This window comes from Stenotrophomonas sp. YJH_SMC_17, from assembly GCF_059371655.1.
In genome coordinates this window covers 135,590-157,534 of the sequence record NZ_JCAFUU010000008.1, presented here as the reverse complement: position 1 = coordinate 157,534, position 21,945 = coordinate 135,590, and the positions used below count along the sequence as shown (strand labels likewise).

Here is a 21,945-nt window from a genome sequence, read left to right as displayed (position 1 = left end):
TGGCAACGTATCGCTTGCTTTAAAACAATTAATAGTTGCTTGATCAAACGTCTGCAAGATGGACAATCATCCTTCCTGCAGGCGCCTTCACAAGATACCTGCGCATACTTTCAAAGATCCGGGGAAGTGGCCTCAGCGCCGCTCCCGTGTGCTGCGAAGTTTCCTTCGTGGCGAGCCGCCCATTATGCCAGACTTTTTCAGTCTGTCAACACCTTCGTTCGATCATCTCGTTCGGCGGTGGTGGGCACCCTGTTGTCGCTGAAGCCCCTTGGTGGCGACCCCTGCGACGGGGGAGGAGAAGTATGTCCCCATTCGCATCATTTGTGAAGGGGGTGTGGCGATTTTTTTCACCGGATGTTGCATCCGTTCATCCGACGCGCTGCGGTAGGTTCCCGCGAAGAGCAGCCAAGCGTGGGCTTGGCTCTACAAGAGCATAAGGAAGGGCCGGCTGCGCCGGCCCTTCCTGTATCTCAGGCAGCGACCAGGCGCACGCGGGCGAAGGTGCGCTTGCCGACCTGCAACAGGCCTTCGAAGCCGGGCTGCAGCACCTGCTGGCCATCTTCCACTACTTCGCCGTCCACCTTCACCGCGCGCTCCTTGAGCTTGCGGTTGGCTTCGGAGTTGCTCGGGGTCAGGCCGGCGGCGGTCAGCAGCGCAGCGATGCGCAGGCCTTCGGCCGGGATCGCCACATCCTGCAGCGGCAGCTGGGTGATGTCCCCCTGCCCGGTCACCGCGGCTTCCCAGCCGGCAATGGCCTGTTCGGCCGCTGCAGCGTCGTGGAAGCGGGTCGCCAGTTCACGCGCCAGGCGCAGCTTGACCACGCGCGGGTTCAGGCCGCCAGTGGCCACCTGCTCGCGCAGCTGCACGGCTTCGGCCTGGCTGATGTCGAAGGACAGCAGCTCGATCCAGCGCCACATCAAGGTGTCGTCCACCTTCATGGTCTTGGTGACGATGTCGATGGCCGGCTCGCTGATGCCAATGTAGTTGCCCAGCGACTTGGACATTTTGTTGACGCCGTCCAGGCCTTCCAGCAGCGGCATGGTCAGCACCACCTGCGGCTTCTGGCCGTGGTGTTCCTGCAGGCCACGGCCCATCAGCAGGTTGAACTTCTGGTCGGTCCCGCCCAGCTCCACGTCGGCCTCCAGCGCCACCGAGTCGTAGCCCTGCACCAGCGGGTACAGGAACTCGTGGATGGCGATGGACTGCTGGGCGGCATAGCGCTTGGCGAAGTCGTCGCGCTCAAGCATGCGCGCCACGGTGTGCTGGCCGGCCAGGCGGATCATGTCGGCCGCGCCCATCTTGCCGAACCACTCCGAGTTGAAGCGGACTTCGGTACGGCTGCGGTCCAGCACCTTGAACACCTGTTCCTCATAGGTGCGGGCGTTGGCCAGTACGTCCTCGCGGCTGAGCGGCTTGCGGGTGAGGCTCTTGCCGGACGGGTCGCCGATCATGCCGGTGAAGTCGCCGATCAGGAAGATGACCTGGTGGCCGAGGTCCTGGAACTGGCGCATCTTGTTCAGCAGCACCGTATGGCCCAGGTGCAGGTCGGGCGCGGTGGGGTCGAAGCCGGCCTTGATCCGCAGCGGGCGGCCTTCCTGCAGGCGCGCACGCAGATCCTCGAGCTTGAGGATCTCGTCGGCACCGCGGCCGATCAGGGCAAGGGCTTCTTCAATCGAGGACACGTGACTACTCCCGGCAACGCCGATTCTTGTGTGGGGTGTTAAAGCAAAGTTAACCCGATTGGCTTCACAAAAGCCAATGGGCACAAGGGTTTGACGCGGTTTTCTCAGGTGTCTATGGTAACCGGCGATCAGGCCCGCGCTCCCGGGCTGCCAGGAAAAAACCGCCGATGCACAATTCCGAACAAGGGCGCGCACGCAAGCAGCGCTTCCAGGAACGCCTTCACGTCCTGCACGACAACGCCCTGCATCGGAAGCTCAGGCAACACCTTCCCGCCGCCTTCAACGAGCGCTGGACCCGGCGCCATTGGGTGCACGCCAGTCTGTTCGCGACCATCGGCGCCCTGGTGGCGACGATCGTTCCGGGGTTCTCGCACACCATCGACGCCCCCTTTGCCGACAGCCATACCAGCCTGGCGCTGCCGTTGCCGCCGCTGACCATGGCCCGCCAGCAGCAGGTCCCCGGTGACAGCTGGCAGGTGCTGCGCGTCGAGCGCGGCCAGACCCTGAGCGATCTGTTCGACAAGGCCGGCATCCCGGCCACCACCCTGCACCGGGTACTGGACCACCCGGGCGCGCGCGAGGCGCTGACCAAGCTGCGCCCGAGCGCCGAGATCGCCTTCGACATGCCGCTGTCCGGCGACCTGCGCAGCATCCGTTTCGACCGCGATGCCGACAACCGGGTGGAGCTGAGCCTGGCCGGCAATGACATCAAGGAGAAGGTGACCAAGCGCGAGACCTCCACGCGCACGGTGGTCACCAGTGGCGAGATCACCAGTTCGCTGTACGCCGCCGCGCGCCGCGCCGGGCTGTCGCCGTCGGCGATCGCGACGATGACCGACGACATCTTCAAGTACGACATCGACTTCTCGAAGGACCTGCAGCCGGGCGACCGCTTCAGCGTGGTGATGGATGAAACCTGGCGCGAGGGCGAGAAGGTGGACACCAGCAAGATCCTGGCGGCGACCTTCACCACCGGCGGCAAGACCTATTCCGGCTTCCGCTTCGACCGCAACGGCAAGTCCGAGTACTACGACATCAACGGCCGTTCGCTGAAGAAGAGCTTCATCCGCATGCCGATCCCGTTCGCGCGGCTGAGCTCGACCTTCGGTGCGCGCAAGCACCCGGTACTGGGCAAGATGCGCATGCACAAGGGCGTGGACTACGCCGCGCGCACCGGCACCCCGATCATGGCCGCCGGTGATGCCCGCGTGCAGTTCGCCGGCGTGCAGCGTGGCTACGGCAACGTGGTGATCCTGGATCACGGCCGCGGCCACACCACCCTGTACGGGCACATGTCGCGCTTTGCGAACATCAAGACCGGCCAGCGCGTGGCCCAGGGCACGGTGATCGGCTATGTGGGCTCGACCGGCCTGGCCACCGGCCCGCACCTGCACTACGAGTTCCGCGTCAACGGCGAGCACCGCAACCCGCTGACCGTGACCATGCCGCCGCCGGAGCCGCTGAAGGGCGCCGAGCTGGTCGCCTTCCGCGCGCAGACCGCGCCGGCGATGGCCCGCATCCAGGGCATGGAAAAGCTGATCTACGCCGATGCCAGCCCGGCGCCGACCAGCCGCGACGAGGCCGCCCCCGAGGTGGCCAGCACCAAGGACAAGAGCAGCACCGGCCGCAAGCGCGGTTGATCGCCCTGCGTTGACGAAGAAGGACGCGGCAGCCCAAGCTTGCCGCGTCCTTTTTTTATGCCCGCCATGAACACGACTGCCGACACTGACGCCCCCCTGTACCTTGGCCTGATGTCGGGCACCAGCGCCGACGGCATCGATGCCGCGCTCGTGCAATTCCCGGCCGGCGGAGGCTGCCGCTTCGTGCACGGCCTGACCGCCCGCTGGGAGCCCGTGCTGCGTGCGCGGCTGGTGGCGCTGGGCGAAGGTGGCCCGCTGGACTCGCTGGAGGAGCTGGGCGAGCTGGACGCCCGGATCGCGATCAACTTCGCCGGGGCCGCCAATCAGCTGCTGGCCGAGGCTGGCGTGGACCGCAGCCAGGTGCGCGCGATCGGCTCGCATGGACAGACCGTGCGCCACCGGCCGCTGGCCGACCCCGCCTTCACCGTGCAGATGGGTGACGGCAACCGCATCGCCGAGTTGACCGGGATCACCACGGTGTCCGACTTCCGCCGCCGCGACGTCGCGGCCGGGGGCCATGGTGCGCCGCTGATGCCGGCCTTCCACCTGGCCATGCTGGGCACCGCCGACGAGGACCGCGCGGTGCTCAACCTGGGCGGCATCGCCAACCTGACCCTGATCCCGCGCGAAGGTGCGGTGCGTGGCTTCGATACCGGCCCGGCCAATGCGCTGATGGATGCCTGGTGCCAGCGCCACACCGGGCGCACCTTCGATGCCGACGGCGCGTATGCTGCCAGCGGTGCGGTGGATGACAGCCTGCTGCTGGGCTGGCGTTCGGACCCGTGGTTCGACCTGCCGCCGCCGAAGAGCACCGGCCGAGAGCAATTCCACCTGGCCTGGGCCGAGGCGCACATGGCCGAAGGCCAGTACGCTGCGGCCGACGTGCAGGCCACCTTGCTGGAGCTGACCGTGGCAACGGTGGCCGATGCGCTGCTGGCGCAGCAGCCGCAGACCCGCCGCCTGCTGGTCTGTGGCGGCGGTGTGCGCAACCGGCAGCTGATGAAGCGGCTGGCGGCACGGCTGCCTGAGGTGCAGGTGGAGTCCAGCGCGGTGCACGGGCTGGACCCGGAGTACGTGGAAGCGATGGGGTTTGCGTGGCTGGCGCAGCGGACGATGGACGGGCTGGCCGGCAATCTGCCGAGCGTGACCGGGGCCCAGGGGCCGCGGATCCTGGGGGCGATCCATCTGGCGTGAGTGGCGTCATCCGCGCAGGTGAGGCACCGCTGTAGAGCCGAGCCATGCTCGGCTGCTTTTGGCCCGGCCCGCGCGAAGCCGAGCATGGCTCGGCTCTACAAAAGCGCTAATCGAAGCCCTGCCCTGCGGGCAAGGCCTGCAGGGCGGCGATGGCATCGGACAGGGCATCCACTTCCGGATCGCCGAAGCCGGAGCGAACCTCCAGTTCACTGCAGAACAGGCCCTGCTCCAGCAAGGCGGCGCAGGTCTGTTCGTGGGTCCAGCCGCGGGCGACCGCGACCCGTCGGATGCGTTCCAGCAGCAGCGGGTCCAGGTCCCGCAGCACAACGTCGGCCATGCTCACTTCCCCGTTCGCAAGGCACCGCCCCCCTCGGCGCGTCGGGGCGATGATCCCGCAGACCGGGCGGGCAGGCAATCAGGCGACCGGCGGTGGCCCGCGATCGGCGATGCGCGGCCACAGCCACGCCAGCAGCAGCAGGGTTGGCACCACGGTGATCGAGCTGAGGATGAAGAACGTGCTGTAGGACGTGGCTTCGACGATATAGCCGGAGACACCACCGACGAACTTCCCCGGCAGGTTGGCCAGTGACACCAGCAACGCGTACTGGGTAGCGGTGAAGTTGCGGTCGGTGAGCGAGGACATGAAGGCCACCAGCACGGTGCCGGCAAAGCCCTGGAACAGGTTGTCGGCGCTGAGCGCTGCATAGAACGCCCACAGCTTGCCCGGATTGTGCGCCATCAGCAGGAAGGCCAGGTTCGACAGCGCTACGCCCAATGCGGCCACCAGCAGCATGCGGCGGAAGCCAAACGCGGCCACCGCGATGCCGCCCAGGAACGCGCCGCCGATGCCCATCCACACGCCGAACAGCTTGGAAACGGTGGCGATGTCGGCCTTGTCGAAGCCCGAATCGAGGTAGAACGGCCCGGCCATCACCCCGATCACCTGGTCGGGGAACTTGAACAGGCCGACGAAAGCCAGCAGTACCAGGGCCAGCGCCACGCCGTTACGGCTGAAGAAGCTGGAGATGGGTTGGATGAAGGCTTCGGCGATATCGATGCGGCGCTGCACGGCCGTGGCCGGGCGCTCTGGCTCGGCGCACACCAGGGTGGTGATGATCGGCAGCAGCATCAGCGCGGCCATCGCCAGGTAGGCAACGATCCAGCCTTCGAACTGGGCGAGGTACAGCGCGCCGGCGCCGGCCAGGATCAGTCCGATGCGGTAGCCCAGCGTGTAGGTGGCCGCCAGCGCGGCCTGTGCGGTCTGCGGGGCGATCTCGATGCGGTAGGCATCGACTGCCGAATCCTGCGTGGCGCCGGCGAACGAGGCCACCAGCACCCAGGCCACCAGCGGCCAGACGCCCTGCTCGGGCCGCACGAAGGCCAGCGCGACCAGGCCGACCAGCACCATCACCTGCGACACCAGCAGCCACGACCGGCGTCGGCCCAGCCCGCCCAGCAGCGGGAAGGCGTAGCGGTCCAGCAGTGGTGCCCACAGGAACTTCAGCAGGTAGAAGAAGCTGGCCAGGCTGATCAGGCCGATGCTGCCCAGGTCCAGGCCGACATCACGCAGGCGGGTGGACAGGGTCTGCGAAGCGATCAGCAGAAACGGCAAGCCGCTGCCGAAGCCCAGCATGGCCATGGTCAGCGCCGACGGGGTACCGAAGGCGCGCTTGATGCCTGCCCAGCCCTTGTAGCTGGCCGGCGTGGCCGCCTCGGTCACAGGTCGTAGTCCACGGTGAACGGGGCGTGGTCGGAAAAGCGCTCGTCGCGGTAGATCGAGCAGCTGCGCAGGCGGTCACGCAGGCCCGGGGTGATGAACTGGTAGTCGATGCGCCAACCGACGTTGTTTGCGCGGGCGGCGCCGCGGTTGCTCCACCAGGTGTAATCCTCGCCGGTGGGGTTGAGCAGGCGGTAGGCATCGGCCCAGCCGCGGCCGGCGGCGACATCGGTCGTCTGGCCGTGGTCGGCGCAGAGGGCGTTGAGCCAGTCGCGCTCCTCCGGCAGGCAGCCGGAATTCTTCTGGTTGGACTTCCAGTTCTTGATGTCCAGCGCCGAACGCACGATGTTCCAGTCGCCGCACAGCACGTAGTCGCGGCCGCTGCGCGCCCACTCCTCCAGGATCGGCCGCAGCCATTCCATCACTTCGAACTTGAAGCCCTGGCGCAGGTCGCCCGAGCTACCGGACGGGATATAGAAGGAGACCACGCTGAGGTTGCCGTAGCGCGCCTCGATGTAGCGGCCTTCGTCGTCGAACGGGGCCCAGCCCAGCGAGGTGATGACCTGGTCCGGCTCGCGCTTGCTGTAGATCGCCACACCGCTGTAGCCCTTCTTGGTGATGGCGTCGCGGTAGAAGCAGTGGTGGCCGTCCGGGCGGAACATCGGGTCGGTCAGCTGGTCTTCCTGGGCCTTGGTCTCCTGGATGCACAGGACGTCGGCGTTCTGGGCACGGAACCAGTCGAGGAAGCCCTTGGTCGCGGCGGAACGGATGCCATTGGCGTTGAAACTGATGATGCGCATGCGGAAGACCTACGGCGGGAAACCGGACAAGCATACCGGTTGACCGCGGGGCTGCGCAGTCCGCCGGGTGGGCCCGCGAACGCCTTCACACGGGGCCAAACGAGCGCGAAACGCCCAGCTGGATTAGGATTTGTGCTCCAAATGAAGATGAATCGAGTTTTGATGAGCGACCACCGCCACCGTTTCCTGCAGCTGGCCCTGACCGCCGATGCCCTGCGCTTCGGCCAGTTCACCCTCAAGTCCGGCCGGCTGAGCCCCTATTTCTTCAACGCCGGTCGCTTCGACTCCGGCTCGCTGCTGTCCCAGCTCGGCGCCTGCTATGCCGATGCCATCGATGCCAGCGGCATCAAGTACGACGTCGTGTTCGGCCCGGCCTACAAGGGCATTCCGCTGGCCACTGCGATGGCCTGCGAGCTGGCCCAGCGCGGCCGCGACCTGCCGCTGTCGTTCAACCGCAAGGAAGCCAAGGACCACGGTGAAGGCGGCCAGCTGATCGGCGCCGACATGCAGGGCAAGCGCGTGCTGATCGTCGACGACGTGATCACCGCCGGTACCGCGATCCGCGAAGCGCTGGGCATCATCCGCGCCGCCGGTGGCACCCCGGCCGGCATCGTGGTAGCGCTGGACCGCCAGGAAATCGCTTCGGAGACCGATCGCCGCTCGGCGGCGCAATCGGTGGCCGAAGAGGCCGGTATCCCGGTGATCGCCGTGGCGTCGCTGGCCGACCTGCTTGATTTCGCCTCCGGCAACCCGGAACTTGTGGGTTACCGGCAGCCGCTGGAAGCCTATCGGGCCCAGTACGGCGTCCGTTCGATCCGCTGACCGACCCAGGGGAAAGGTCATGTCCCGAGTTCCTGCTGTCCTCTTTGCCGGCCTGCTGCTGGCATTGCCGTTCACCGTGCCGGCGCAGTCGCGCGACAGCGGCAAGACGGAAAAGAAGCTGTACTGCTGGAACGAGGGCAAGGAGCGGATCTGCAGTGATTCGCTGCCGGCCGACGCGGTCAACCATGCCCGCGAGGAGTTCAATGCGAGCACCGGCCTGCGCAATGCGCAGGTCCAGCGCGCGTTGACCGATGAGGAGCGCGCCGCTGCCAGCGCCGCGGCGCAGCAGCAGCAACTGGACCTGATGGCCGAGCAGACCCGCCAGCGCACCGAGCAGGCCATGTTGTCCACCTACGGCAGCGAGGCCGACCTGCGCCGGGTGTTTGCCGAGCGCCAGGAAGTGCTGGACAACAATCTGAAGACCGCCGAGTACAACGTCACCAGCCTGCGTGAGTCGCTGGTGGCGCTGTTGTCGGCGGCGGGCGACCGCGAGCTGGCCGGTGCCAAAGTGGCAGACAAGCAGGCCGAGGCGATCCGCCAGCGGCATGTGCAGCTGCAGGCGCAGCAGCGCCTGCAGGCCGGCCTGCAGCAGCAACAGCAGGCGTTGAAGGCCGAGATCGACAGTACCCTGCAGCGCTATCGCGAGCTGAAGGGCGTGGCGCCGGCGAGCCAGGCCCCGTAATTCGCCTGTGGCGCCGGGCCCGCGCTCGGCTCCACATGACCTTGGGAAAGAGCAGCCGAGCATCGGCTCGGCTCTACAGTAGGCAGCGCCTGGTTACGGGTTGGCCCACGGAATTTATGCACTCTTTACGCGTCGGCCCGGTCCGGCGCGTAGTGCGTTTATGGGGGGCAGGACGACGATGGCGGCCTGAGGTGGAGGGGTTCCACCAGGACGCTATTGCAATGTCCCCCTGGCTGTCGTTGTTGTGTGGCGTGCTGGTGCTGGTCGCCGCCGCCTATCTTCTTTATGTCGTGCTGCGGCCCGAGTCGTTCTGAGCGGAGCCTGCCATGACTGAGATGCTTGTGATTATTGCCGCCAGCCTGCTGCTGGCGTGGCCGCTGGGCCTGTACCTGGCGCGGGTGATGCGCGGCACGCCGATGAAGGTCGACGTGCTGTTCCACTGGATCGAGAAACCGCTGTACAAGGTGTTCGGCGTTGATCCGGCGCGTTCGATGTCCTGGCGCGGCTACGTGCTGGCCTTCGTGCTGAGCAACGTGGTGGTCGCGGTGCTGACCCAGGCGGTGTTCATGACCCAGGCCTGGTTGCCGTTGAACCCGGACCAGATCCCGAACATGCGCTGGGACACCGCGCTGCACACGATGATCTCGTTCCTGACCAACACCAACCAGCAGCACTACTCGGGCCAGGCGCAGCTGTCCTACCTCTCGCAGATGACCGGCATCACCGGCCTGCAGGTGGTGACGCCGATGATGGGCCTGGCGCTGGCAGTAGCGACGCTGCGCGCGTTGTTCTCGCGTGCGCCGCAGGCTGCCGCGGCCAACGGAACGGGCGATGACCGCCAGGTGGCGGTGGGCAACTACTACGTGGACGTGGTGCGCCTGTGCGTGCGCTTCCTGCTGCCGCTGTGCCTGGTGTGGACGCTGCTGCTGACCAGCCAGGGCGTGCCCTCGACGATGGCCGGCGGGCCGCAGGCCACGCCGATCGATGCCAGCGCCGGCATGGCCGAGCAGAAGCTGCCGCTGGGCCCGGTCGCGGCGATGGTCGCGGCCAAGCAGCTGGGCGCCAACGGCGGCGGCTGGTATGGCCCGAACAGCAGTTTCCCGCTGGAGAACCCGACCCCGCTGTCGAATGCGCTGGAGATCGTCGGCATCCTGCTGGTGCCGATGGCGGTGATCTTCATGATCGGTGCGTTCACCGGCCGGCGTCGTTTCGGCGCCCTGGTGTTCAGCTGCATGCTGGGCATGTCGCTGCTGTCTACCGGCGCGATGATGTGGAGCGAGGGCCACAGCGCCAGCGCCGCCACACCGCTGCTGATGGAAGGCAAGGAGGTGCGCTTCGGCGCCGATGGCACCGCGCTGTGGGCGGCGGTGACCACCCAGGTGTCCAACGGCTCGGTGAACGGCATGCACGATTCGCTGGCGCCGCTGAGCGGCGGCATCGCGATGGTCAACATGCTGGTCAGCGCGATCTGGGGCGGCATCGGCTGCGGCCTGCAGCAGTTCATTGTCTACCTGCTGCTGGGCGTGTTCCTGGCCGGGTTGATGACCGGACGCACGCCGGAACTGTTCGGCCGCAAGCTGGAGACGCCGCAGGTGCGCCTGCTGGCCCTGCTGGTGCTGCTGCAGCCGATCACCCTGCTGGTATTCACCGCGATCACCCTGGCCGTGCCCGGCCTGGCCGGTACCTCCAACCCCGGCTTCCATGGCATCAGCCAGGTGTTCTACGAGTACGTGTCGGCCTACGCCAACAACGGTTCGGGCTTCGAAGGGCTGGGTGATGCCACGCTGTGGTGGAACCTGAGCTGCTCGCTGGTGCTGCTGCTGGGCCGCTTCCCGCTGCTGATCATCCCGCTGGTGGTGGCTGCACAGCTGGCCGCCAAGCGCCAGGCGCCGGAGTCTGCCGGCAGCCTGCAGATTGAAACCCCGACCTTCGCCCTGACCCTGGTCTCGGTGATCGTCATCCTGACCGTGCTGCAGTTCATGCCGGCGCTGGTACTCGGCCCGATCGCCGACCACCTGAGCCTGGGACTGCACTGAGGACACCGCAATGAGTACCCACGCAAGTTCAACCCGTAGTTCCCCTGCATCGCGCCCTGCCCTGCTCGATGCCGCCGGCCTGCGCCGTGCGCTGGTCGAGGCGGTGCTGAAGCTGTCGCCGATGCACCTGGTGCGCAGCCCGGTGATGGCGGTGGTGATGGCCGGCACGATCGTCGCCGCCATCGTCACCCTGACCGGCAATGCGCCGCTGGGCTTCGGCCTGGCGGTGACCGCGATCCTGCTGGTGACCGTGCTGTTCGGCAACTTCGCCGAAGCCGTGGCCGAAGCGCGCGGCCGTGGCCAGGCTGCATCGCTGCGCCGTGCCCGCCAGGACCTGGTGGCACGCCGGCTGGCCGCCCCGCAGCCGGGTGCGGCCGAAACCCGGGTGGCCGCTGCCGAGCTGCGCCCGGGCGACCATGTGATCGTCAGTGCCGGTGAGCTGGTGCCGGCCGATGGCGAGATCGTGCAGGGCCTGGCCACCATCAACGAAGCGGCGGTGACCGGCGAATCAGCACCGGTGCTGCGCGAGGCCGGTACCGACCGTTCCGGTGTGATCGGTGGCACCAAGGTGCTGTCCGACCAGATCATCGTGCGGGTGACCGCCGAGCCGGGCCACAGCTTCCTGGACCGGATGATCGCGCTGGTGGAGGGTGCCAACCGGCAGAAGACGCCGAACGAGATCGCGCTGACCCTGCTGCTGGCGGCGATGACGCTGACCTTCCTGGTGGTGGTGGCCACGCTGCCGGCCATTGGCGCGGCGGTAGGCGTGCAGGTCGACCCGCTGCTGCTGATCGCGCTGCTGGTCTGCCTGATCCCGACCACCATCGGCGGGCTGCTGCCGGCCATCGGCATCGCCGGAATGAACCGTGCGCTGGCCGCCAACGTGCTGGCCAAGTCGGGCAAGGCGGTCGAAGTGGCCGGCGACGTCGATGTGCTGCTGCTCGACAAGACCGGCACCATCACCTACGGCGACCGCCAGGCCAGCCACTTCCATCCGTTGGCCGGTATCGATGCCAGCCAGCTGCGTGAAGCGGCGCTGCTGTCCTCGCTGGCCGACCCGACTCCGGAAGGCAAGTCGATCGTGCGCCTGGCGCGCGAACAGGGCTGCGCCACCGCCGAACCGGACCATGCCGACTACCTGGCCTTCACTGCCCAGACCCGCATGTCCGGCGTCGACCTGGAACATGGACGGCAGATCCGCAAGGGCGCCGCCGATGCGATTCGTGCGCATGTGCAGTCGCTGGGCGGCAACGTGCCGGCCGAGCTGGCCGGTCGCGTCGAGCAGGTCGCGCGCAACGGTGCCACCCCGCTGGTGGTGGCCGAGGGCCGCCACGTGCTGGGCGTGATCGAGCTGTCGGACGTGGTCAAGCACGGCATGCGCGAGAAGTTCGCGCAGCTGCGGGCGATGGGCATCCGCACGGTGATGATCACCGGTGACAACCCGCTGACCGCTGCGGCCATTGCCGCCGAAGCCGGCGTCGACGACTACATCGCCGAGGCGCGCCCTGAAGACAAGCTGGCGCGCATCCGCCAGGAGCAGGCCGGTGGCCGCCTGGTCGCGATGGTCGGCGACGGTACCAACGACGCCCCGGCGCTGGCCCAGGCCGACATCGGCCTGGCGATGAACTCCGGTACGCAGGCGGCGAAGGAGGCCGGCAACATGGTCGACCTCGATTCGGACCCGGCCAAGCTGCTGGCGGTGGTGGAAGTGGGCAAGCAGCAGCTGATCACCCGCGGCGCGCTGACCACCTTCTCGCTGGCCAACGACGTCTCCAAGTACTTCGCGATCCTGCCGGCGCTGTTTGCCGCCGCGGTTCCGACCATGGCCGCACTGAACGTGATGCAGCTGTCGAGCCCGCGCAACGCGGTGCTGGCAGCGCTGATCTTCAACGCCCTGGTGATTCCCGCCCTGATCCCGCTCGCCCTGCGTGGTGTGCGCTTCCGCCCGGCCACCGCCACCGCGCTGCTGCGCCGGAACATGCTGGTGTACGGCCTCGGCGGCGTGCTGCTGCCGTTCGCGGCGATCAAGCTGATCGACCTCCTTCTTGTCCTGGTATTCGGCGCATGAACCGTTCTGCTTCCACCTCTTCTTCCCTGTCCCGCGAACCGAAGGCCGAGGCCCGCGTGGCCAGCCTGCAGGATGACGCCCGCTGGCGTCCGGCGATCGGCCTGGGCCTGGCGACCCTGCTGCTGGCCGGTGCGGTCTACGCCGGCATCGCCACCGGTTTCGCCGGCCTGGCCTACCCGACCCGGGCCGAGGGCAGCCTGCTGCGCGATGGCAGCGGCCAGGTGCGCGGCTCGGCCTGGCTGTCGCAGCCGTTCACCGGCCAGGGCTACTTCCAGGCACGGCCGTCGGCGGCCAACTACGACCCGATGGCCGCAGCCGGTTCCAACATGGCGCGCAGCAACCCGGCCCTGGCCGAACGTGTTGCCGCCAGTACTGCTGCGGTGGCCGCGCGCGAAGGTGTGGCGCCCGCACAGGTGCCGGCAGACCTGGTCACCCAGTCCGGTGGTGGCCTCGATCCGCAACTGTCGCCTGCAGCCGCGCAGCTGCAGGTGGAACGCGTAGCGCGTGCGCGTGGCCTGCCGGTGGAGCAGGTGCAGGCGCTGGTGCAGGCGCATACCGAAGGGCGCCAGTGGGGCCTGTTCGGCCAGCCGCGCGTGAACGTGGTGACGTTGAACTTCGCGCTGGACCATGCGGCCAAGGCACCGTGATGCCGGGCTGCACCGGCTGCGCGCACAATGGCGGCCATGACAGCGGCCCCCATGACTGATGCGCGAACCCGCCAGGCCGATGCCCTGGTCGAAGGCCTGCAACGCGAGGCCGGCGGCAAGCTGACCGTGTTCCTTGGCGCGGCGCCGGGCGTGGGCAAGACCTACACCATGTTGACCCGAGCGCAGGAACAGCTGAGGCGCGGCGTCGACCTGGTGGTCGGGCTGGTGGAAACCCATGGCCGTGCCGATACCCAGGCGCTGCTGGAGGGACTGCCGCAGTTGCCGCTGAAGGACGTGGCCTACCACGGCCACGCCCTGCAGGAAATGGACCTGGATGCCGTGCTTGCACGGCGTCCTGCGCTGGTGCTGGTGGACGAACTGGCACACCGCAATGCCCCGGGTAGCCGCCACGAGCGGCGCTGGCAGGATGTGATGGAGCTGCTGGATGCCGGCATCGACGTCTGGACCACGGTCAACATCCAGCATCTGGAAAGCCTCAACGATGTGGTGATGCGCATCACCGGCGTGCGCGTCAGCGAAACCGTGCCCGATGGCGTGCTCGATCGCCTGCACGACATCGTGCTGGTCGACCTGCCGCCGCGCGAACTGATCGCGCGCCTGCAGCAGGGCAAGGTGTATGTACCCGAACAAGCCGCACAGGCGCTGCAGGCGTTCTTCTCGCCGGCCAACCTGACCGCGCTGCGCGAACTGGCCATGCAGGAGGCCGCCGACCGCGTCGACAGCAGCCTGCGCGAGGCACGCGCTGCCCGTGGCGAAGGCAACCTGCCGCTGCGACGTGGCGTGCTGGTAGCCATCGATGGCGGTGGCCAGAGCGAATACCTGGTGCGCGTGGCACGCCGCATCGCCGAGCGCCGCGATGCACCGTGGACGGTGGTGACCGTACAGGGCCGCCGCCAGGACGAGGCGACCCGGCGCGAGATCGATGCGGCCTTCGCGCTGGCACGGCGGCTGGGCGGCGGCGCCGAACTGCTGCACGGATCGAGCATCGCCGACGCCCTGCTCGACCACGCCGCGCACAACGGCGTGTCGACCCTGGTGCTGGGGCGCACCCGCGAACGCCCGCTGGCGCGGATGTTCAACCGCACGTTGACCCAGCAGCTGATCCAGCGCGGCGCGCATTACGAGATCACCATCATCAGCACCCCACAGGCCCGTGCGCGCTCGCGCCGCGAGGGCCTGCTGCCACCGATGCGCGGCATCAGCTACGAGCCGGTGCAGGCGCTGGTCGCCACCGCGCTGGCCTGTGCGGTGGCGTGGCTGGCCGAACGCTGGGTGGGCATGGCCGACCTGTCGATGGTGTTCATCGTTGCAGTGGTGCTGGTCGCTGCGCGCACGCGCGCCAGCGTGGCGGTGATGGCGGCGATCCTGTGCTTCCTCGCCTACAACTTCCTGTTCATTGCGCCCCGCTTCACCTTCGCCATCGGTGCGCGCCAGGGCGTGATCACCGTGTTCCTGTTCCTGGCCGCTGCACTGGTGGCTGGCCGCCTGGCATCACGCCTGCGCATGCAGGTGATCGCGCTGCGTGCGGCCAACCGCCACGCGCGTGCGCGCCAGCAGCTGGGACGGCAGCTGGCCAGCGCGGCCGGCAATGGCGAGGTGGCCCAGGCTGGACGGCATGCGTTGGAGCAGGCGATGGACGTGCCAGCGTGGCTGCGGATCGGTGCCGACACTGCATCCGGTGGCCGTTCGCAGCCCGGCGATACCGATCTGGCGGCTGCCGACTGGGCACTGCGCCATGGCCAGCCCAGCGGCCGCTTCACCGATACCCTGGCCGGCGCGCAGTGGTGGTTCCTGCCACTGCTGGATGGCGAGGACCGCGCGATCGGCGTGGCTGGTCTGTACCTGCCCGGCGCGCAGGCACGCCTGCTACCCGAGCAGCGGCAGCTGGCCGAGGCGATGGTGGATGACATCGCACAGGCTGCGCTGCGCACCCGGCTGGTGGCCGAACTGGAGCAGGCGCACGTCAGCAACGAGACTGAGCGGTTGCGTTCGGCGCTGCTCTCTTCGGTGTCGCACGACCTGCGCTCGCCACTGGCGGCGATGATTGGTTCGGCCGACAGCCTGGCCAGCTATGGCGCGGCGATGGACACGACGGATCGACGCGCCCTGTTGGATACGATCCTGGTCGAAGGCGAACGCCTCGACCGCTACATCCAGAACCTGCTGGACATGACCCGGCTGGGCCACGAAGGTCTGAAGATCAACCGCGACTGGATCGGCGTGGACGAACTGATCGGTTCGGCGGCACGGCGCCTGCAGCGCTACCAGCCGAAGGTGCGGCTGGAGCTGGATATTCCCCCCACGCTGGCGCCGATCTGGGTGCACCCGGCGCTGGTCGAACAGGCGGTGTTCAACGTGATGGAGAACGCCGCCAAGTTCTCGCCGCCCGACGCCGCCGTGCAGGTGCAGGCGCGCGAGCTGGACGGCCAGCTGCGCATCGACGTGATCGATGCCGGCCCCGGCATTCCCGATGACGAGCGCGCGCGCATCTTCGACATGTTCTACAGCGTCGAACGCGGCGACCGCGGTCGACACGGCACCGGCCTGGGCCTGACCATCTGCCAGGGCATGATCGGTGCGCATGGCGGCAGCGTGCAGGCGCTGCCCGGACGCGACGGTCGCGGTACCCTGATCCGCATCACCCTGCCCCTGCTCAAGCCAGCCTCCCACGATGAGCCCGACCCCGATTGATGCCAGCGTGCCGGCCGCGCGCGTGCTGGTGATCGACGATGAAACCCAGATCCGCCGGTTCCTGGACATCAGCCTGCGCGCGCAGGGCTACCAGGTGCGGCAGGCCGCCACCGGCCAGGAAGGCCTGCAGCTGGCCGCCAGCGAGGACATGGACCTGGTGATCCTGGACATTGGCCTGCCGGACATGGAAGGCCACGAGGTGCTGGAGCAGCTGCGGCAGTGGAGCCAGGTGCCTGTGATCATGCTGACCGTGCGTGCGGGTGAAGCCGAGAAGGTGCGCGCACTGGATACCGGCGCCAATGACTACGTAACCAAGCCGTTTGGCACGCAGGAACTGATGGCACGGGTGCGCGCGCTGCTGCGTACGCGCAGCGTGCCCAGCGATGGCACGCCGCCGGTATTCGACGACGGACACCTGCACGTGGACCTGGTGCGTCGCGAAGTCACCCTCGGTGGCGAGCCGGTGGCGCTGACCCGCAAGGAATACGCGCTGCTGTCACTGCTGCTGCGCAATGCCGGGCGGGTGGTGACCCAGCCGCAGATCCTGCAGGAGATCTGGGGGCCGACCCACCAGCACGACACCCACTACCTGCGCATCCTGGTCGGCAAGCTGCGGCACAAGCTGGGCGATTCAGCGCTGGATTCGCGCTACCTGTTCACCGAACCGGGCGTGGGGTTGCGGTTCAAGGGGTGAAAGCGTGCAGACCAACGGTCGGCACCCACCAAAGCGATTTCGGAAGAGCATCCACGCATGGCGTGGATCTGCTGTGTCGACCAAGGTCGACACCTACCAATAGCACCGGGAAGCTGTCAGAGGTGGGGCGGTGTCGGAGTGCGGGGTGTCAGCCGCATGGATGCGGCTGCCAAGCCCCCAGGGACGGGTTTACGGCGTCCCCGCACTTCGACACCGCCCCACCATCCCACGGAATGCCCGCTCTTGATGTCTAGGTTGATGTTGCTTCGGCGGGTGCCGGGCGCAGCCCGGCCCCACATCAGAACCCGAGCGGGGTGTCGCCCAGCACCGGTTGCAGCTGGCTGCGGAACAGCGCCTGGATACGCTCCAGTGCCGCCTCGTCGTTGCCCTCGAAGCGCAGCACCAGCACCGGCGTGGTGTTGGACGCGCGCACCAGGCCCCAACCATCGGGGAAGTCCACGCGCAGGCCGTCGATGGTCGACAGCCGCCCACCCACGTACGGATTCTCCGGCGACTGTGCCGCCGCCACCAGCATCGCCACCAGCGCGTGCGGCGTGCCCTCGGCCACCGGCACCTTCAGTTCCGGCGTGGCCACCATCTCCGGCAGCTCGGCCAGCACCTCGTCCGGGGTCTCCTCGCGCTGGGCCAGAATCTCCAGCAGTCGCGCGGCGGCATACAGGCCGTCGTCGAAACCGAACCAGCGCTCCTTGAAGAAGAAGTGGCCGCTCATCTCGCCGGCCAGTTCCGCATCGGTTTCGCGCATCTTCGCCTTCATCAGCGAATGCCCGGTCTTCCACATCAGCGGGCTGCCACCGTTGCGCAGCACGTGGTCGGACAGCTTGCCGGTGCACTTCACGTCGTAGACCACCATCGCGCCCGGGTTGCGCATCAGCACGTCGGCGGCAAACAGCATCAGCAAGCGGTCGGCATAGATGATCCTGCCTTCGCCAGTAACCACGCCCAGACGGTCGCCGTCGCCATCGAAAGCAACGCCGAGATCGGCGCCGAAGCGCTTGACCGTCTGCACCAGGTCTTCCAGGTTGGCCGGTTCGCTGGGGTCGGGGTGATGGTTGGGGAAGGTGCCGTCGACATCGCAGTACAACGGGATGACGTCGGCGCCGATCGCTTCCAGCAGCTGCGGTGCGAGTGCGCCGGCGACGCCGTTGCCGGCATCGGCCACGACCTTCAACGGGCGGTCCAGCTGCACGTCATCGGCAATGCGCTGGATGTAGTCGGCGCCCACGTCGCGCTGCTGGTAATCACCCGGCTCGGCGGCCTGCACCAGGCGACCCTCGACGATACGCTGGTAGAGATCGGTGATGGCATCGCCGGACAGTGTCTCGCCACCGATGACCACCTTGAAGCCGTTGTACTCGGGCGGATTGTGGCTGCCGGTGACTGCCACGCAGGTGCCGGTACGCAGATGGAAGGCCGCGTAGTACACGACCGGGGTCGGCGCCAGGCCGATGTCGATCACCGCGCAGCCGGCACGGCGAAGGCCTTCGGCCAGCCCTGCGGCCAGTTCCGGCCCGGACAGGCGGCCATCGCGGCCGATCACCACCTCGCGCAGCCCTTGTTCCAGCGCCACGGTGCCGATGGCCTGGCCGATCAGTGCAGCGGTCTTCGGCGTCAGTTCGCTGCCGACCACGCCACGGATGTCGTAGGCGCGGAAGATACCGGCGGCCAGTTCCTCGACCGGAACCGGCGGCGGCGGCGGCGGTGCACTTTCCGCAATGCCGGCGTCGGCCACGGGCGGCGGCGCCATCTGCAGGCTCTCGCTCAGGGTTGGGCCATGATCGGCCTCGGCCGCAGCGGCACGACGCGGCAGCGGCAGGGTCTTCGGCAGGCGGCCGCGACCGACCACCAGCAACACGGCAACGAAGGCCAGCAGCAGCGCGACGATGGCGCTGGCCAGCGACCCCAGGCCCATCGGACCGGCTTCGACATTGGGTACGGCAGCCACCAGCCGCAACGGCGTGCCCGGAACCGGGCGCGCCAGCGCCTCCGCGCTCTCGGCCAGGCCGGCGTCGCCCTGGGCAACGAGGTCATGCGCGCCCTGGCGCAGGCCGAGGAAGCCGGTGGACGGAGCACTCACCTGGTCCAGCGGCGAGGTCAGCCGCAGCAATGGCTGGCGCACGTAGAGCACGGCTGGGCCAAGGCTGCCCAGCTGCACCGGCGCGGCCAGACCAAGACGATTGCCTCCCCCATCGCGCACCACGCGCAGGCCCGGCTTGCCCCCGGCCAGCGCTTCTTCCAGCAGGGCCAAGCGTGCATAGCCGAAGGTGGCAGGGTCGGCATAGGCGGTGGCCAGGTCGGCGCCCAGCACTTCAACCTGCTCAACCCCGGTCCAGCCCTCGCGCACGGCCAGCGCGGCTGCGGCCGCGTCACCGGCCTGCAGTGCCTGCTGCACGCGTTCGTTCTTCAACTGCTGCTGCAGCTGCTTCAGCTGGCCGGCAGCCGCCTCCTGCAACCCCTGCACGGCCTGGTCACGCGCTTCTTCCAGTGCCTGGCCATTGGCTTCCTGACGCCACTGCTGCACCGCGCTCCATCCGAACCAGCCGGCAAGGAGTACCAGCAGCACCCCCAGTAGTGGCGCACTGCGTCCCAACGACCGTTCCCGCTGCCCTTCCCCGATGCCGCTCATCAATGTCCCCCGTCAACGCACCCCGGTATGGCCGAATCCACCCGTTCCCCGCACGCTGTCGGTGAAAGTATCCACCACCTGCAGGCTGACGCGGGCAATCGGCACCACCACCAGCTGCGCGATGCGATCGCCCGGCTCGATGGTGAAGGCCTCGCGACCACGGTTCCAGACGCTGATCAGCAGGGGGCCCTGGTAGTCGGCGTCGATCAGGCCGGTGCCGTTGCCGAGCACGATGCCGTGGCGGTGGCCCAGCCCGGAACGCGGCAGGATCACCGCGCACAGGTGCGGATCGGCGATGTGGATGGCCAGGCCGCTGGGCACCAGCGCGGTGTCGCCCGGCTGCAGGGTCAGCGCGGTATCCAGCGCCGCGCGCAGGTCCATGCCGGCGCTGGCCTCGGTGGCGTAGGCCGGCAGCGGCCAGCTGTCGCCGAAGCGCGGATCGAGCAGCTTGACCTGCAGCGGTTGGGAAGTGAAAGCCTGGGTCATGCCTGGAGTCTCCGCGCGATCAGCGCCAGCAGTTGTTCGGCCAGCTCGCGCTTGGAGGTGGCCGGGAATACCTGTTCGCCGTCCTGCCAGAAGGCCGTGGCGGCGTTGTTGTCGCTCTCGAAGCCGCCGCCGCTGATGCCGACCTGGTTGGCGATCACCAGGTCCAGGCGCTTGTCGACCAGCTTGCCACGTGCATATTTCTCCACGTCGTGGGTCTCGGCGGCAAAGCCGACCACCAGCTTCAGCGACTGCGTCTGCGCGGCAACTTCGGCAAGGATGTCCGGCGTGCGCACCAGCTCGATCACCAGCGACTGGCTGTCGGCGGTCTTCTTCAGCTTCTGCGGCGCGACCTGGCGCGGCGTGTAATCGGACACCGCGGCGGCTCCGATATAGATGTCGGCCGGCAGTGCCTTCAGCACGGCATCGCGCATCTGCGCCGCCGAGCGCACGTCCACGCGCTGCACGCCGGGCGGCGTCGGCAGCTGCACCGGGCCGCTGACCAGCACCACCTGGGCGCCCATCGTGGCGGCGGCCGCAGCCAGGGCGAAGCCCATCTTGCCGCTGCTGCGGTTGCCGACGTAGCGCACCGGATCGATGTCTTCGTAGGTCGGGCCAGCGCTGATCAGCAGGCGCAGGCCCTGCAGCGCGCGGGTTTCCGGTGCGGCAACCGCCGCCGTGGTACTGCCATTGGCGGCCAGCGCGGCGACGATGTCGCTCGGTTCGGCCAGACGGCCGGGACCGGATTCGCCTTCGGCCAGCGGGCCGTCGACCGGGCCGATCACCTGCGCACCGCGCTGGCGCAGCAGCGCGATGTTGGCCTGGGTGGCAGGATGCAGCCACATGCGGTGGTTCATCGCCGGGCAGATCGTCAGCGGTGCGGTGCTGGCCAGGCACAGGGTGCTGACCAGGTCATCGGCGTGGCCTTGGGCCAGCCGCGCCAGCAGATCGGCTGTGCCGGGGGCGACCACGATGCGGTCGGCCCAGCGGGCCAGCTCGATGTGGCCCATGGCCTGTTCAGCGGCACTGTCCCACAGCGTGGTGCGGGTCGGCTGCCCGGACAGGGCCTGGAAACTGAGCGGAGTGACGAACTGCTGGGCACCGGCGGTCATCGCCACCTGCACCTGGGCGCCGGCGTCGCGCAGACGCCGCACCAGCTCCAGGGCCTTGTAGGCCGCGATCCCGCCTCCGACGCACAACAGCAGTTTCTGACCTTCCAGCGCGCGGACCGGCGCGGGGGAAACATTGGGGGAGTCAGCCACCTGGAATTCCTGTGCAAACGAGGGCGCTAGCTTACCCGATGGTCGGTAATGTCCCGATGCAGGACGCACATAGCGGGCGGCTATCAGCAGATGGAATCCGCCTACGTTGATCCGGGAGTCACCCGGCATCGGTTTCGGACGTTTCCTATACCGTTGTGGCCTCTCGATTTTGCAGAATCAGGCGTTGGCCGCTGCATGCAGCGGTTCGTTCGATCTGCAAGGAGCCGCGTGCACCCACGCATCATCATCGCCGACGACCATCCCGTGGTCCTGCACGGTGTCCGCATCGTGCTGCAGACCCACCTGATGGACATCGTCGGCTGCGCCAGTGACGGCGCCGGGCTGCTGCAACTGGTGGACCGCCATGGCTGCGATGCGGTGCTGACCGATCTGTCGATGCCGGGCGCAGGCCCGGACGGCCTGGAGCTGATCGATGCGCTGCACACCCGCCACCCGGGCCTGCCGGTGGTGGTGCTGACCGGCGCGCGCCATCCCGGGCTACTGGACGGGCTGCTGCGCGAGGGCATCCGTGGCCTGGTGGACAAATGCGCCGACTTCACCGAGCTGCCGCAGGCAGTGAACGCCGCACTGGCCGGGCAGGTGTTCGTCTCCCAGCAGCTGCGCCACCACCTGCAGGCCCGCGACCTGCTGTACCCGCGGGAACCGGCGCCGTTGTCTGCACGCGAACAGGAAGTGCTGGACCTGCTGGCAGCCGGTCTCAACGTGAACGCCATTGCCGAGCGTTGCGGGCGTAGCCCGAAGACCATCAGCCGGCAGAAAGCCGAAGCCAAGCGCAAGCTGGGCCTGCAGAACAACCAGGAACTGTTCGACTACCTGCAGACCCGGCGCGACTGAGGCATTG

The 21,945-nt window shown here is 68.2% G+C and carries 18 protein-coding genes; 11 read left to right on the top strand and 7 right to left on the bottom strand.

All coding sequences use genetic code 11. The annotated features are described in order from the left end of the window. Positions 1-470: 470 nt before the first annotated feature. On the bottom strand, positions 471-1,682 hold the full coding sequence (gene tyrS, locus AC5P8Z_RS17885; protein WP_043403162.1) for a tyrosine--tRNA ligase: 1,212 nt from the start codon (positions 1,680-1,682) through the stop codon (positions 471-473). Positions 1,683-1,849: 167 nt separating this feature from the next. Here tyrS and AC5P8Z_RS17880 point away from each other — a divergent pair, with 167 nt between their 5' ends. Beyond that, positions 1,850-3,322 (top strand): peptidoglycan DD-metalloendopeptidase family protein, encoded by a 1,473-nt coding sequence (locus AC5P8Z_RS17880; protein WP_495229650.1) that lies wholly within the window; start codon positions 1,850-1,852, stop codon positions 3,320-3,322. 66 nt (positions 3,323-3,388) lie between these two features. Beyond that, entirely contained in the window at positions 3,389-4,516 is a 1,128-nt protein-coding gene (locus AC5P8Z_RS17875) for an anhydro-N-acetylmuramic acid kinase (RefSeq protein ID WP_495229649.1), read from the top strand. Positions 4,517-4,622: 106 nt separating this feature from the next. Here AC5P8Z_RS17875 and AC5P8Z_RS17870 read toward each other — a convergent pair whose 3' ends face one another. The 3 genes from AC5P8Z_RS17870 to AC5P8Z_RS17860 all read right to left on the bottom strand — a co-directional run bounded on the left by AC5P8Z_RS17870 (position 4,623) and on the right by AC5P8Z_RS17860 (position 7,033). Beyond that, the gene (locus tag AC5P8Z_RS17870; RefSeq protein ID WP_286070701.1) at positions 4,623-4,853 is read right to left on the bottom strand and encodes a hypothetical protein; all 231 of its coding nucleotides are present in this window, start codon (positions 4,851-4,853) and stop codon (positions 4,623-4,625) included. A 78-nt stretch (positions 4,854-4,931) separates the two neighbouring features. Beyond that, the gene (locus AC5P8Z_RS17865) at positions 4,932-6,236 is read right to left on the bottom strand and encodes an AmpG family muropeptide MFS transporter (protein ID WP_286070700.1); all 1,305 of its coding nucleotides are present in this window, start codon (positions 6,234-6,236) and stop codon (positions 4,932-4,934) included. Continuing rightward, entirely contained in the window at positions 6,233-7,033 is an 801-nt protein-coding gene (locus tag AC5P8Z_RS17860) for an exodeoxyribonuclease III (protein ID WP_286070699.1), read from the bottom strand. The genes AC5P8Z_RS17865 and AC5P8Z_RS17860 overlap by 4 nt, the downstream gene beginning before the upstream one ends. A gap of 162 nt (positions 7,034-7,195) precedes the next feature. Between AC5P8Z_RS17860 and pyrE the strand changes: the two genes are divergently transcribed. From pyrE to AC5P8Z_RS17820, 8 genes are all read left to right on the top strand, one after another. Continuing rightward, complete coding sequence (gene pyrE / locus AC5P8Z_RS17855) at positions 7,196-7,855, top strand: orotate phosphoribosyltransferase (RefSeq protein ID WP_005407772.1); 660 nt, start codon at positions 7,196-7,198, stop codon at positions 7,853-7,855. A 19-nt stretch (positions 7,856-7,874) separates the two neighbouring features. Beyond that, the gene (locus AC5P8Z_RS17850) at positions 7,875-8,537 is read left to right on the top strand and encodes a hypothetical protein (protein WP_295566332.1); all 663 of its coding nucleotides are present in this window, start codon (positions 7,875-7,877) and stop codon (positions 8,535-8,537) included. Positions 8,538-8,758: 221 nt separating this feature from the next. Beyond that, a complete protein-coding gene (locus AC5P8Z_RS17845) occupies positions 8,759-8,851 on the top strand; it encodes a potassium-transporting ATPase subunit F (protein ID WP_005407770.1) in 93 nt (30 codons plus the stop codon). Positions 8,852-8,863: 12 nt separating this feature from the next. Then, positions 8,864-10,573, top strand: a complete 1,710-nt coding sequence (gene kdpA / locus AC5P8Z_RS17840) for a potassium-transporting ATPase subunit KdpA (RefSeq protein WP_495229648.1) — start codon at positions 8,864-8,866, stop codon at positions 10,571-10,573. Between the two features lie 10 nt (positions 10,574-10,583). Beyond that, positions 10,584-12,641 (top strand): potassium-transporting ATPase subunit KdpB, encoded by a 2,058-nt coding sequence (gene kdpB, locus AC5P8Z_RS17835; protein WP_495229647.1) that lies wholly within the window; start codon positions 10,584-10,586, stop codon positions 12,639-12,641. Beyond that, positions 12,638-13,288 carry a potassium-transporting ATPase subunit KdpC gene (kdpC, locus tag AC5P8Z_RS17830; RefSeq protein ID WP_495229646.1) on the top strand — a complete coding sequence of 217 codons (651 nt, stop codon included), beginning with the start codon at positions 12,638-12,640 and terminating at the stop codon, positions 13,286-13,288. The genes kdpB and kdpC overlap by 4 nt, the downstream gene beginning before the upstream one ends. A 51-nt stretch (positions 13,289-13,339) precedes the next feature. After that, positions 13,340-16,000: an ATP-binding protein gene (locus tag AC5P8Z_RS17825; protein ID WP_295566324.1), complete on the top strand. Its 2,661-nt coding sequence runs from the start codon at positions 13,340-13,342 to the stop codon at positions 15,998-16,000. Then, complete coding sequence (locus AC5P8Z_RS17820) at positions 15,981-16,694, top strand: response regulator transcription factor (RefSeq protein ID WP_495229645.1); 714 nt, start codon at positions 15,981-15,983, stop codon at positions 16,692-16,694. Before AC5P8Z_RS17825 ends, AC5P8Z_RS17820 begins: the two co-directional genes overlap by 20 nt. 298 nt (positions 16,695-16,992) lie before the next feature. On the opposite strand, the gene AC5P8Z_RS17815 is transcribed toward AC5P8Z_RS17820, so the two are convergent. From AC5P8Z_RS17815 to coaBC, 3 genes are read right to left on the bottom strand one after another with little or no spacing between them, the layout of a single operon-like run. Beyond that, complete coding sequence (locus tag AC5P8Z_RS17815) at positions 16,993-19,338, bottom strand: phosphomannomutase/phosphoglucomutase (RefSeq protein WP_495229644.1); 2,346 nt, start codon at positions 19,336-19,338, stop codon at positions 16,993-16,995. 12 nt (positions 19,339-19,350) lie between these two features. Continuing rightward, on the bottom strand, positions 19,351-19,824 hold the full coding sequence (dut, locus tag AC5P8Z_RS17810; RefSeq protein WP_005411999.1) for a dUTP diphosphatase: 474 nt from the start codon (positions 19,822-19,824) through the stop codon (positions 19,351-19,353). Then, positions 19,821-21,083, bottom strand: a complete 1,263-nt coding sequence (gene coaBC / locus AC5P8Z_RS17805; RefSeq protein ID WP_495229643.1) for a bifunctional phosphopantothenoylcysteine decarboxylase/phosphopantothenate--cysteine ligase CoaBC — start codon at positions 21,081-21,083, stop codon at positions 19,821-19,823. The genes dut and coaBC overlap by 4 nt, the downstream gene beginning before the upstream one ends. Before the next feature lie 228 nt (positions 21,084-21,311). Between coaBC and AC5P8Z_RS17800 the strand changes: the two genes are divergently transcribed. Beyond that, positions 21,312-21,938, top strand: a complete 627-nt coding sequence (locus tag AC5P8Z_RS17800) for a response regulator (RefSeq protein WP_286070690.1) — start codon at positions 21,312-21,314, stop codon at positions 21,936-21,938. Positions 21,939-21,945 lie beyond the last annotated feature (7 nt).

Bases quoted from the DNA above. Each gene is read 5' to 3' on its own strand.
- AC5P8Z_RS17880 (WP_495229650.1), top strand. From the start codon at position 1,850: ATGCACAATTCCGAACAAGGGCGCGCACGCAAGCAGCGCTTCCAGGAA.
- AC5P8Z_RS17875 (WP_495229649.1), top strand. From the start codon at position 3,389: ATGAACACGACTGCCGACACTGACGCCCCCCTGTACCTTGGCCTGATG.
- AC5P8Z_RS17870 (WP_286070701.1), bottom strand. From the start codon at position 4,853: ATGGCCGACGTTGTGCTGCGGGACCTGGACCCGCTGCTGCTGGAACGC.
- AC5P8Z_RS17860 (WP_286070699.1), bottom strand. From the start codon at position 7,033: ATGCGCATCATCAGTTTCAACGCCAATGGCATCCGTTCCGCCGCGACC.
- pyrE (WP_005407772.1), top strand. From the start codon at position 7,196: ATGAGCGACCACCGCCACCGTTTCCTGCAGCTGGCCCTGACCGCCGAT.
- AC5P8Z_RS17850 (WP_295566332.1), top strand. From the start codon at position 7,875: ATGTCCCGAGTTCCTGCTGTCCTCTTTGCCGGCCTGCTGCTGGCATTG.
- AC5P8Z_RS17845 (WP_005407770.1), top strand. From the start codon at position 8,759: ATGTCCCCCTGGCTGTCGTTGTTGTGTGGCGTGCTGGTGCTGGTCGCC.
- kdpA (WP_495229648.1), top strand. From the start codon at position 8,864: ATGACTGAGATGCTTGTGATTATTGCCGCCAGCCTGCTGCTGGCGTGG.
- kdpB (WP_495229647.1), top strand. From the start codon at position 10,584: ATGAGTACCCACGCAAGTTCAACCCGTAGTTCCCCTGCATCGCGCCCT.
- kdpC (WP_495229646.1), top strand. From the start codon at position 12,638: ATGAACCGTTCTGCTTCCACCTCTTCTTCCCTGTCCCGCGAACCGAAG.
- AC5P8Z_RS17825 (WP_295566324.1), top strand. From the start codon at position 13,340: ATGACTGATGCGCGAACCCGCCAGGCCGATGCCCTGGTCGAAGGCCTG.
- AC5P8Z_RS17820 (WP_495229645.1), top strand. From the start codon at position 15,981: ATGAGCCCGACCCCGATTGATGCCAGCGTGCCGGCCGCGCGCGTGCTG.
- AC5P8Z_RS17815 (WP_495229644.1), bottom strand. From the start codon at position 19,338: ATGAGCGGCATCGGGGAAGGGCAGCGGGAACGGTCGTTGGGACGCAGT.
- dut (WP_005411999.1), bottom strand. From the start codon at position 19,824: ATGACCCAGGCTTTCACTTCCCAACCGCTGCAGGTCAAGCTGCTCGAT.